Source organism: Allocatenococcus thiocycli, from assembly GCF_921292965.1.
Lineage (GTDB): Bacteria > Pseudomonadota > Gammaproteobacteria > Enterobacterales > Vibrionaceae > Vibrio > Vibrio natriegens.
The window spans coordinates 1-11,273 of the sequence record NZ_CAKLCK010000024.1; the positions used below are offsets into that span (position 1 = coordinate 1).

Sequence of the window (11,273 nt, forward strand, 5' to 3'; positions counted from 1 at the left end):
GTCTTACGTGTCATTTGCTGAATGGAAACGCCACATACCTGTAAATCGTTCAGGATTGGCATTAAACGATCATCTTGGCGCCCTTTTAGCACGTACGCTTCGATAAATCGTTCTGGTTCACGTTCCAATACCGCTTTCACGGCATGAATACCGTAAATAAAATCGTTACTCATTATTTAACCTGTTGTTCTGATGACACCAATCGGAATCAATCTCATAAGTTGGTATCAGAGCCTTAGCCAGTCCAGCAACCACCAGACTGGCTATTCAGCCTACGACTCGTCTTGTTTCGAGCGTTTGGTTTTCTTTGGCTTACTGTGTGGCTTTTTCTTACTCGCTTTTCTTACTTTAGGCTTCTTTTTGCCTTCCGTTTCACCATTCCTAGTACCGCGCTTAGGACCATTACGCTGGCCTCCGGCTGCACTTTCTTCCGGGCGTTTGGTCGGTTCAATTGCAGGAACGGCACGCACTGCACCACCTTCTTTCGATGAAGAACGTGTCGCTGCGCGTTTTTTCTCTTTCGCTTTACGTTTTGCTTCTGCCGCTCGTTTCTTCGCGGTCTTACCTTCGCCGCGTAGCTTACGACTTGTTTCGACCAATTCAAAGTCAATTTGTTTATCATTTAAGTTTACGGCTAACACTTTGACTTTTACCGCGTCACCTAAGCGATAGATATTACCGAAGCTTTCACCGATAAGTCTTTGACCAATCGGATCAAACTGGTAGTAGTCATTTGCCAAGGTCGAAATGTGCACTAAACCATCAATATGCAGATCGGTTAAACGAACAAAGAAACCAAAACTGGTCACGTTAGCGATCACACCGTCTAACTCATCCCCAACATGGTCTTGCATGTACTCACATTTCAGCCAGTCGGCGACGTCACGAGTTGCATCATCGGCTCGACGCTCAGTCATGGAGCATTGTTCACCATAGAAGTCCATGTCATCAAACGAGTAATGGTAGCCACCGGTTGGTGTCCAACGATCTTGATTTCGGCCTTCGTGTTTGGCAATCAGATACTTGATAGCTCGGTGCAACAGCAAATCCGGGTAACGACGAATTGGCGAGGTGAAGTGAGCATATCGCTGTAGCGCCAGACCAAAGTGACCTGCATTGTCAGCGTTATACACCGCTTGTTTCATCGAGCGCAGCAACATGGTCTGAATCAGCTCTTGATCCGGACGATCGCCAACCTGGCTCATCAGATGTGCGTAATCGGTTGGTGACGGCTCAAGACCACCGCCAAGCTCTAAGCCAAGCTCAGCAAGAAAGTCACGGAAGCCCATCAGGCGTTCTTCCCCTGGCGTTTCATGGATACGGTATAACGCAGGCTCTTTGGCTTTTTCCACCAGCGATGCCGACGCAATGTTCGCCATGATCATGCACTCTTCAATCAGTTTGTGTGCATCGTTACGTTCCACAGGTTCAATACTTTCGATTTTGCGCTCAGCATTGAAGATAAACTTGGTTTCAACGGTTTCGAATTCAATCGCACCACGCTGCTCACGAGCTCCTTTCAGCACTTTGTACATGCTGTGCAGTTCTTCAAGATGCGGAACCAGCTCTTTGTAACGCTCACGTAGTTCTTCATCACCTTCCAAAATATGATGAACTTTGGTGTAAGTCAGACGAGCATGTGAGTTCATCACCGCTTCGTAATGCTTGTAACCAGACAGCTTACCCGTTTCTGAAATAGTCATCTCACACACCATACACAAGCGATCCACTTGTGGGTTCAGGGAACAGAGACCATTAGAAAGCACTTCCGGCAACATTGGTACAACCTGAGATGGGAAGTAGACGGAGTTACCACGATTGATCGCTTCTTTGTCCAAAGCCGAATCCGGACGCACGTAGTAACTTACGTCAGCAATGGCAACCCAAAGACGCCAGCCACCGCTTTTCTTCTTCTCACAGAAAACCGCATCATCGAAGTCACGCGCGTCTTCACCATCAATCGTGACGAGTGGCAACTCGCGCAGATCGACACGACCCTCTTTAGCTTCTTCCGGAACTTCTTCCGTTAGGTTAGCGACTTGCTGATTGACCTCTTCAGGCCATTCATGAGGAATTTGATGGGTACGAATCGCAATTTGTGTCTCCATACCCGGCGCCATGTTTTCGCCCAGTACTTCGACCACTTTGCCCATCATGCCGCGCGAGCGAGAACCACGATCGGTGATTTCAATCACCACGACGTTACCCATACGGGCACCCGCTTTGTGTTCATTCGGGATCAGAATATCCTGACTGATGCGCGAGTCATCAGGCACAACATACGAGTAACCGTATTCAAGGAAAAAGCGTCCGACGATTTGATCATTGCGCTCTTCAAGCACACGCACTAAGCGACCTTCACGGCGACCACGTTTACTGTTGTCAGTTGGCTGAACCAGCACATAATCGCCATGAATAATGTTCTTCATCTGATGGTGTGGAAGTACAATATCATTATCCTTGCCGACACTGCCTTCTGGACGCACCCAGCCGTGACCGTCTTTATGGCCGATCACGTAACCTTTCACCATTTCCAGCTTTTCAGGTAATGCGTAGCACTGACGACGAGTGAACACTAGCTGGCCATCTCGTTCCATCGCACGTAAACGACGACGCAACCCTTCGTATTGCTCTTCGCCTTCTAGCTTTAGCGCTTCAAACAGGTCATTGCGGTTCATTGGAACGCCTGCTTGGGTTAAGAACTCGATAATGAACTCTCGGCTTGGAATTGGATTTTCGTAATTCTGGGATTCACGATCTGCGAATGGATCGTTTGGAATATTGTCTGACATAGGCACGCCTATCTAGCAAGGAAGGTATAGAGCTAGTATATCCGAGTCTCTCGATAAGCTACAGAATTGCTTTGAAAAAAGAACGATCGAGATCGGCACTAAACAGACAAGATAGTTTATGGACGCTCTAATAAGATCAAAAGCTCAGAATTGTCCCTGAGTAACTCTTCAATCGTGCAGTAATCCAATTCCGCCAAGAAAGCGCTTTTGGCTTTCGCTAACTTATCTTTCAGTCGACAGGCTGGCGTGATGTGGCAAAAATCTGCGCTGCAGTTCACCAAATCTAACGGTTCCAAATCACGGACAACGCCACCAACCGTGATCTCAGCAGCAGGCTTCATCAGACGGATACCGCCATTCTTGCCACGTACAGTCTGTACATAACCCAATTGACCAAGCCGGTTAATCACCTTAACCATATGGTTACGTGACACACCAAATAAATCAGTCACTTCAGTGATATTTGTCAACTCATCTTTTGGCAAGGAAGCCAGATAGATCAAGGTTCTCAGCGCGTAATCGGTGAAGCTGGTTAACTGCATATTGCTATCCTCTCTAATAGGAAAAGTGTAAATCTTTTCTTGATTGAAAGATACATTTGAGATACAACTTTAAACATGCATTATAAATACAACTTAAATTAGGAAGCCCCATGCTCAGCAATCAGACCATTGAAATCGTAAAAGCAACCGCACCACTTATCGCCGAAACAGGACCAAAACTGACCGCACATTTTTATGATCGTATGTTTACTCACAACCCTGAGTTAAAAGACATTTTTAACATGAGCAACCAGCGCAATGGTGATCAGCGTGAAGCGTTATTTAATGCTATCTGTGCATACGCCGCGAATATTGAAAATTTACCGGCTCTGCTTGGTGCGGTAGAAAAAATTGCGCATAAACACACCAGCTTTTTGATCACAGCGGACCAATATCAAATTGTCGGTTCACATCTATTAGCGACCATTGACGAACTATTCAATCCGGGTCAGGAAGTGTTGGATGCATGGGCAGAAGCTTATGGCGTGCTAGCCAATGTGTTCATTCAACGAGAAGAGCAGATTTATCAGGCGAATGAAGCCTTGGAAGGCGGCTGGCGTGGATTGCGTGAATTCGAACTTGTCACGAAACAAGCAGAAAGCGAACACATCTGCAGTTTTGTGTTTAAACCAACAGATGGTCTTAACGTCGCAACCTATAAGCCAGGGCAATATGTGGGTATCTACATCAACAGCGATAAGTTTGATAACCAAGAGATCCGCCAATACAGCCTCTCTTCTGCGGCACAAGAGAACACGTACCGCATCTCGGTTAAACGTGAACAAGACGGTAAAGTATCCAACTATCTGCACGATGAGCTTAACGTTGGCGATAAAGTAAAACTGGTCGCTCCGGCGGGTGACTTCTTCATGGACGTAGAATCGGACACTCCTGTCGTACTGCTCTCTGCTGGCGTAGGCTTAACGCCGACACTTTCTATGCTGGAGAGCTTGTCTGCGCATCAAGCGCCAGTAACTTGGGTACACGCGACGGAAAATGGTCAACAGCATGCCTTTAAGCAGCATGTGAACCAAATTGTCAGCTCACAAGATAACGTCAATGCGCTTGTCTGGTATAACCAACCGACAGCCGAAGATAAACTTGGTGAAGACTACCACTTCACTGGTTTCGTCAACCTAAAGGAAATTGAAGCTGCGCTTAAGCAAACCAATGTTCAGATTTACTTCTGCGGCCCTGTTGGGTTTATGCAGTATGTCGCCAAGCAGCTTATCGACCTTGGCGTTCCACAAGAACAGTTTCATTACGAGTGCTTTGGCCCACATAAAGTCATTTAAAGTCATATCGTTAAAAACAACAAAGCCCACATATGTGGGCTTTGTTGTATGTATTCAATCGTGAGCAATTTTACCAGAAGGTATCTCGCCGCTTAGCTCGGGCGATAATATTTTCAGGCATACGCTGCTCAAGGCCATTTCGTAAAAGAGTAATTCGTTTGTGCTGGCGTTTATCGGCCGTTACCGAGTTATACAACCAGCGGTAAGCGTCTTCATAGTCCAGAGGGCTGCCGTAATCACGCAGGAGCAACTCAGCAAGTTGAATACGTGCATTGAGATTACCCATGGATGCCGCTTCGCGCAGATAAGGGATCGCACGTTCTTTGTCCTGCTGGACCAAGGTACCAAGAGAGTAATAGCGCCCTATTTGTTCTAGCGCGGCTGGTAATCCTTGCTGGGCAGCATTCTCCATATAGTAGAGCCCAAGTTCCACATCTTGCTCAACACAGACACCCCAAGCCAGCATATCGCCATACAAAAACTCATACGCAGGCAGGCTAATTCGAGTCGCGCGAGCAACAATGTCTTCCACCAACTGGCAGTTGTCAGCGCGTACACGCTGTAAGTGCTTATTCTGCTCAATAAGCGTTATCAGTTCTGCTTCGGTGTAAATGGGAACAGGCGCTCCGACATCAGAGGCACTCGCCCGTGATGCAACCGTCGCCAGCATCAGTAACAGTGAAGCAGCCACTGTTCGTAACTTCATAAACGTACTCTTCAAGGTGTCTGAGAAACAAAAAATCGCCGAAGGATCTGCTCTGCTTGATAAGATTATCGGCAAACCTGCCCTGAGCTTTAGACAATTTTTGCCCCTCACCACCGAGAGACGGCAACAAGTTGCCACATTGAGACGCGTGTTCCACAACCGCAGCATTCCATTGCACAAAGTATCAGACACAAAAAAGCCGACCTTAAGGTCGGCTTTCAAAATCTCTAACGAGTCGTCATTAAGATTCGAATGGGTGAACCTTGATGATAGTTTCGTTACGGTCAGGACCCGTTGAAACGATGTCTACTGGCACGCCTGTTAGCTCTTCGATACGCTTGATGTAGTCTAGAGCCGCTTTTGGTAGGTCTTCTAGCGCTTTAGCACCAAATGTGTTTTCAGACCAACCTGGCATTGTTTCGTAGATTGGCGTCGCTTTTTCAAACGCTTCAGCAGCCATTGGCGAAACTTCTAGTACAGAGCCATCTTCCATCTTGTAACCAGTACAGATTTTTAGCTCTTCTAGGCCATCTAGTACGTCTAGTTTAGTTAGACAGAAACCAGAGATAGAGTTGATTTGGATAGCACGACGCATTGCAACAGCATCAAACCAACCAGTACGACGTAAACGACCAGTTGTTGCACCAAACTCATGACCTACAGTACCTAGGTGCTTACCGATTGGGTCTTGCTTGTCTAGACCGTCGTATAGTTCAGTCGGGAATGGACCAGAACCTACACGTGTACAGTAAGCTTTCGCGATACCAAGGATGTAACCAATGTGACGAGGACCAAAACCAGAACCTGCAGCAACACCACCAGCAGTCGTGTTAGAAGAAGTTACGTATGGGTAAGTACCATGGTCGATATCTAGTAGCGTACCTTGAGCACCTTCAAACATGATCTTGTCGCCGCGTTTACGAGCAGAGTCTAGCTCGTCAGTTACGTCGATAACCATTGAAGTTAGTAGCTCAGCGTAGCCTTTCGCTTCTTCCAGTACTGCTTCGTAGCTTACTGGTTCCGCTTTGTAGAAGTTTACTAGCTGGAAGTTGTGGTATTCCATAACTTCTTTTAGCTTCTCAGCAAATGCTTCCATATCGAATAGGTCGCCAACGCGTAGACCGCGACGAGCAACTTTATCTTCGTATGCTGGACCGATACCACGACCTGTTGTACCGATAGCTTTTTTACCGCGAGCGATTTCGCGAGCTTGGTCCATTGCAATATGGTATGGAAGAATTAGAGGACATGCTTCAGAAATGAAAAGACGTTCGCGTACTGGAATACCACGCTCTTCAAGAGGTTTCATTTCTTTAAGTAGAGCTTCAGGTGATAGTACTACACCGTTACCGATAACACATTTTACGTTATCGCGAAGGATACCTGATGGAATTAAGTGAAGAACGGTTTTTTCACCGTCAATTACGAGAGTGTGGCCTGCATTGTGACCGCCTTGGTAGCGTACCACGTACTTTGCATCTTCAGTTAAAAGGTCTACGATTTTACCTTTACCTTCGTCACCCCATTGGGTGCCTAGAACGACTACGTTATTTCCCATCTTTCCAAGTCTGATTGCTAGTTAAAAATGGATTCTAGCACCGAATCCGACTTCTTGCAGTCATTTTTTGTTCACAGACTTAGAGCTGCAACGTAATCGACCATTTCAGAAGCAACATATCACTGATAATATTTAGCTTTATAAATTGGTTTAGGAAGCTTTATGTCTGAGTCGATATGGCTGGCTGTAGGGCTAGTATTAATTGTTGAAGGGATTGGTCCGCTGGTAGCGCCGAATGGCTGGCGAAATATGGTCGCCCAACTCAGTGAGCAACCCAATAATCAGCTGCGTCGAATTGGCGGCTGTCTGGTCGTTGCTGGTGCTGTCATTGCTATCATGATGAGTTAACGACTCTCACCTTACATAACTACTAGATACAAAAAAGGCTCCTGATGGAGCCTTTTGCATAACTAGAGGGAAGCTTTATTCAGCTTTTACACCTTTAGAATTATTCATGTACTGGAAGAAGTCACTCTTCGGATCCAGAACAAGGATATCGTTCTTAGAGCTGAACGACTTCTCGTAGGCTCTTAGTGAACGTAGGAAGCTGAAGAACTCAGGATCCTTGTTGTAAGCATTAGAGTAAATCTTCGCTGCTTCTGCATCCGCTCCACCTCGTGTAACACGAGCTGTTTTATCGGCTTCAGCCAGAATTGTCGCAACTTCAAGCTCAGCTTGAGCACGGATAACTTCCGCTTTCTCACGGCCTTGAGAACGGTGTTTACGAGCTACCGACTCACGCTCTGCGCGCATACGACGGTAGATAGATTCACTGATCTCATCTGGCAGGTTGATTTTCTTCATTCGGAAATCAACTACACGCACACCTAAGTCTTTCATCGCGCTTTCACGTGTGTCTTTCAACACGTTAGACATGATTAAGTCACGCTCACCATCGATTTCTAGTGCTTCACGAGCAGCTTCCGTCGTAACTTCATCACTGCTTGCATCTTCTGGTAGAACGTCGTTATTACGTGGGCCAGAAACGATTTGCTTGATTTCACGAGCACCGATTTCAGAACGAAGCACGTCAGTAACTTTACGTTCAAGAAGTGCTTCTGCCGTTAGCGAGTTACCGCCACCTGTTGCCAGGTAGTAACGTCCAAAGTCTTCAATACGCCACTTCACGTAGGTATCAATGATAACGTCTTTTTTCTCAGATGTTACAAAACGGTCAGCACGGCCGTCCATTGTTTGGATACGTGCATCCAGAGTCTTCACACGGTCAAACAATGGCATTTTGAAATGCAGACCCGGCTCGTAAATTCGAGTGATGTCGTTGTTGTCTTTCAGAACACGACCAAATCGAACTACGATACCGCGCTCACCTTCAGGAATCACAAACAGAGACATCAGCATCAATGCCAGTGCGATTACCAATACAGGGATCATTAACTTACGCATTCTTAGTATCTCCCTTGACGTGAACCAGTTGAACGAGACTGCGTGTTCGAGGTGTCTTCTTGTGTACGCTCAGACTCTAGTTGAATTTGATCGTAGGTTGAAGAAGACTTCGACTTACGTTTGGTGTCAGTTTGACCTTCTTGACCCGACAATTTATCAATCGGTAGGTAAAGCAGGTTACCGCTTGATTCAGAGTCAATCAGCACTTTAGAAGTACTTGTGTAAACTTCTTCCATCGCGTCGATGTACAGACGGTCACGAGTTACACCTGGAGCTGCTTGGTATTCTGGAAGTAGCTGTTCAAACTGTGCAACCTGACCAAGAGCTTCATTGGTAACACGTTCGCTGTAACCTTGCGCTTCTTTCTTCAAACGCTCAGCACGACCCGTTGCTTTTGGCAGAATCTCGTTTTTGTAAGCTTCTGCTTCACGGATGAAACGCTCTTCATCCTCTCGCGCTGCAATCGCGTCATCAAACGCATCTTTAACCTGCTCTGGCGGACGTGCAGACTGGAAGTTCACATCAACAAGCACAAGACCCATATCATAGCTATCCATGATTTGGTTCAGTGTCTCTTGAGTTGTTTGACGAATTTGCTGACGACCACTGGTTAGAATGCTATCCATCAGTGAGTCACCAATTACCGCACGTAGAGCAGAGTCCGTTGCCTGACGTAAACTGTCGTCAGCATTGGTTACTCGGTATAGGTATTTGTATGGGTCAGTAACGCGATACTGAACGTCCATGCCTACCGTCACAACGTTTTCATCTTTAGTCAGCATTAGACCAGATGCACGAAGTGAACGAATCGCCTGTACGTTAACCGCTTCATACTCATCAATAAAGCGAGGACGCCAGTTCAGACCTGGCTCTACGATACGATCGTATTTACCTAAACGCAGTACTACACCACGCTCTGCTTCACCGATGGTGTAAAAACCAGCGAAGAACCAAACAGCAACAGCAATCAGTGCAATCACACCAAAGCCAATTGCGCTGCCACCACCGCCGAGTGGAGAACCACCGCCGCCTTTTTTACCAAATTTGCCGCCCAGCTTCTGACTCAGTTTATTGAACACTTCATCTAAATCTGGCGGACCTTGATCTCGGCCACCAGGACGCTGGCCACCACGATTATTATTACCCCAAGGGTCGTTATCGCGGCCATCATTGCCGTTGTTATTTCCAGGCTCATTCCACGCCATTAGAAAGCTCCATCATTTGATATGACGTTATACTGTAGCAGTCCTTTAAGTGACTATAAAGCCAGTCAAAACTGCCCCTTCTCTTTTTTCAAGTCTAGACCAATCTACTTGCTGCATTCGAATATCGATCAACAAGTTACCTTCCTGGTCGTATTCTTCACGCTGAATACAATTCATTTGGAAGAATGTACTACGGAACCGTCCTTGATACTGTGGAGGAATACACAACTGATGCTCAACCATTTGTGACGCCAGACGTTCTGTCAGCGCTTCAAACAGGAGCTCGATGCCCATTCCTTCCATTGCAGATACCCAGACCGAACGAGGTACGCCTTCCTCATCGCGCTCTATACGCGGATTCTGCGATTCTAGATTGTCAATTTTGTTCATGACAACCAGACTCGGCACTTCGTGCGCGTCGATCTCTTCTAGTACTTCATGAACAGCTTGAATATTCTCACGAAAACGCTCATCACTGGCATCAACAACATGTAACAAAATGTCAGCTTCTTGCGTTTCTTGCAAGGTTGCTTTGAAGGCTGCAACTAAATCGTGAGGCAAATGTCGAATAAAACCAACGGTATCTGCAAGTATGGCAGGTCCCACGTCTGCTAGCTCGATCTTACGTAATGTAGGGTCCAAAGTAGCAAACAACTGGTCTGCGGCATATACACCCGCTTCGGTAATACGGTTAAACAGTGTCGACTTACCCGCGTTGGTGTAACCCACGAGAGAAATCGTTGGGATTTCAGCTCGATTTCGGGCGCGACGTCCTTGTTCACGCTGCTTGGCCACTTTATCTAAGCGGCGCAGGATGGCTTTGATTCTGTCACGCAATAAACGACGGTCGGTTTCCAACTGGGTTTCACCAGGACCACGTAGACCAATACCACCTTTCTGCCTTTCTAGGTGCGTCCAACCACGAATCAAACGAGTAGAGATATGACGAAGTTGAGCCAGCTCTACCTGTAGCTTACCTTCATGTGTTCGCGCTCGTTGAGCAAAGATATCGAGGATGAGACCAGTGCGATCGAGAACTCGACATTTGCACAGTGTTTCGAGGTTACGTTCTTGGGCAGGAGAGAGGGAGTGATTAAAAATCACAATTTCAGCGCCAGTTAATTGTACTGCTGTAGCAATTTCCTGAGCCTTACCCTCTCCGACATAGTATTTCGGGTGTGGGGATTGACGACTACCAGTTACCACTTGTAGCGTCTCTACCCCAGCAGAAGAAACCAGCATTTCGAACTCAGCCAGATCTTCCCATTCACCTTCTTGCGTGAAGTTGATATGAACAAGTACGGCTCGCTCACCGGATTCATAACGGTCAAACAAGCAATCAACTCCTTACTTTAAAAATATTCGATGAAGAATTAATCTTCAGATTTCTCTTGTGGACGATCACCTTGGGTACGTTCACCGCTGTGGTGGCTCACTGGACGAGCCGGCACAACTGTTGAGATCGCGTGCTTGTACACCATTTGGTTAACAGTGTTTTTCAAAAGAATCACGAATTGATCGAATGATTCGATCTGACCTTGTAGTTTAATACCATTCACAAGGTAGATAGACACTGGGATACGCTCACGACGTAGCGCGTTTAAGAATGGGTCTTGTAGAGATTGCCCCTTAGCCATTTTTATTTTCCTTATTTAATTTGTAGTTGTAATTATTTAGCTAGTGGTGCAATGCAAAAAGTACTGCTTTTGCATCTGAGCTAAACGAATCAAAATGCACTCTAAGTAATTAGCAGCATAGTCTAAAAACCGCC

At 46.4% G+C, this 11,273-nt stretch carries 11 protein-coding genes; 2 read left to right on the top strand and 9 right to left on the bottom strand.

Going from position 1 to position 11,273, the window contains the following annotated elements; genetic code table 11:
- From L9Q40_RS08410 to nsrR, 3 genes are all read right to left on the bottom strand, one after another.
- On the bottom strand, positions 1–173 hold a 173-nt coding region (locus L9Q40_RS08410), incomplete at its 3' end, for an RNA methyltransferase substrate-binding domain-containing protein (protein ID WP_498793056.1).
- A gap of 99 nt (positions 174–272) precedes the next feature.
- Positions 273–2,792: a ribonuclease R gene (gene rnr / locus L9Q40_RS08415; protein WP_065300300.1), complete on the bottom strand. Its 2,520-nt coding sequence runs from the start codon at positions 2,790–2,792 to the stop codon at positions 273–275.
- A gap of 116 nt (positions 2,793–2,908) precedes the next feature.
- A complete protein-coding gene (gene nsrR, locus L9Q40_RS08420; RefSeq protein ID WP_014233198.1) occupies positions 2,909–3,334 on the bottom strand; it encodes a nitric oxide-sensing transcriptional repressor NsrR in 426 nt (141 codons plus the stop codon).
- 110 nt (positions 3,335–3,444) lie between these two features.
- Between nsrR and hmpA the strand changes: the two genes are divergently transcribed.
- On the top strand, positions 3,445–4,629 hold the full coding sequence (hmpA, locus tag L9Q40_RS08425) for an NO-inducible flavohemoprotein (protein ID WP_239949973.1): 1,185 nt from the start codon (positions 3,445–3,447) through the stop codon (positions 4,627–4,629).
- 70 nt (positions 4,630–4,699) lie between these two features.
- Here the strand turns inward: hmpA and motX are convergent, their stop codons facing one another.
- Together motX and L9Q40_RS08435 are read right to left on the bottom strand one after the other, a co-directional pair.
- On the bottom strand, positions 4,700–5,335 hold the full coding sequence (gene motX, locus L9Q40_RS08430) for a flagellar protein MotX (protein WP_020336182.1): 636 nt from the start codon (positions 5,333–5,335) through the stop codon (positions 4,700–4,702).
- A 241-nt stretch (positions 5,336–5,576) separates the two neighbouring features.
- Entirely contained in the window at positions 5,577–6,893 is a 1,317-nt protein-coding gene (locus tag L9Q40_RS08435; protein WP_014233201.1) for an adenylosuccinate synthase, read from the bottom strand.
- Between the two features lie 162 nt (positions 6,894–7,055).
- Here L9Q40_RS08435 and L9Q40_RS08440 point away from each other — a divergent pair, with 162 nt between their 5' ends.
- Positions 7,056–7,241: a DUF2065 domain-containing protein gene (locus L9Q40_RS08440; protein ID WP_014233202.1), complete on the top strand. Its 186-nt coding sequence runs from the start codon at positions 7,056–7,058 to the stop codon at positions 7,239–7,241.
- A 75-nt stretch (positions 7,242–7,316) separates the two neighbouring features.
- Here the strand turns inward: L9Q40_RS08440 and hflC are convergent, their stop codons facing one another.
- The 4 genes from hflC to hfq are packed head-to-tail and all read right to left on the bottom strand — an operon-like array spanning position 7,317 to position 11,139.
- Positions 7,317–8,297 (bottom strand): protease modulator HflC, encoded by a 981-nt coding sequence (hflC, locus tag L9Q40_RS08445; protein ID WP_014233203.1) that lies wholly within the window; start codon positions 8,295–8,297, stop codon positions 7,317–7,319.
- A gap of 2 nt (positions 8,298–8,299) precedes the next feature.
- Positions 8,300–9,502: an FtsH protease activity modulator HflK gene (gene hflK / locus L9Q40_RS08450; RefSeq protein WP_014233204.1), complete on the bottom strand. Its 1,203-nt coding sequence runs from the start codon at positions 9,500–9,502 to the stop codon at positions 8,300–8,302.
- A gap of 45 nt (positions 9,503–9,547) precedes the next feature.
- Complete coding sequence (hflX, locus tag L9Q40_RS08455; RefSeq protein WP_243975223.1) at positions 9,548–10,837, bottom strand: ribosome rescue GTPase HflX; 1,290 nt, start codon at positions 10,835–10,837, stop codon at positions 9,548–9,550.
- A gap of 38 nt (positions 10,838–10,875) precedes the next feature.
- Positions 10,876–11,139 carry an RNA chaperone Hfq gene (gene hfq / locus L9Q40_RS08460; RefSeq protein WP_014233206.1) on the bottom strand — a complete coding sequence of 88 codons (264 nt, stop codon included), beginning with the start codon at positions 11,137–11,139 and terminating at the stop codon, positions 10,876–10,878.
- Between the last annotated feature and the right edge of the window lie 134 nt (positions 11,140–11,273).

Bases quoted from the DNA above. Each gene is read 5' to 3' on its own strand.
- rnr (WP_065300300.1), bottom strand. From the start codon at position 2,792: ATGTCAGACAATATTCCAAACGATCCATTCGCAGATCGTGAATCCCAG.
- nsrR (WP_014233198.1), bottom strand. From the start codon at position 3,334: ATGCAGTTAACCAGCTTCACCGATTACGCGCTGAGAACCTTGATCTAT.
- hmpA (WP_239949973.1), top strand. From the start codon at position 3,445: ATGCTCAGCAATCAGACCATTGAAATCGTAAAAGCAACCGCACCACTT.
- motX (WP_020336182.1), bottom strand. From the start codon at position 5,335: ATGAAGTTACGAACAGTGGCTGCTTCACTGTTACTGATGCTGGCGACG.
- L9Q40_RS08435 (WP_014233201.1), bottom strand. From the start codon at position 6,893: ATGGGAAATAACGTAGTCGTTCTAGGCACCCAATGGGGTGACGAAGGT.
- L9Q40_RS08440 (WP_014233202.1), top strand. From the start codon at position 7,056: ATGTCTGAGTCGATATGGCTGGCTGTAGGGCTAGTATTAATTGTTGAA.
- hflC (WP_014233203.1), bottom strand. From the start codon at position 8,297: ATGCGTAAGTTAATGATCCCTGTATTGGTAATCGCACTGGCATTGATG.
- hflK (WP_014233204.1), bottom strand. From the start codon at position 9,502: ATGGCGTGGAATGAGCCTGGAAATAACAACGGCAATGATGGCCGCGAT.
- hfq (WP_014233206.1), bottom strand. From the start codon at position 11,139: ATGGCTAAGGGGCAATCTCTACAAGACCCATTCTTAAACGCGCTACGT.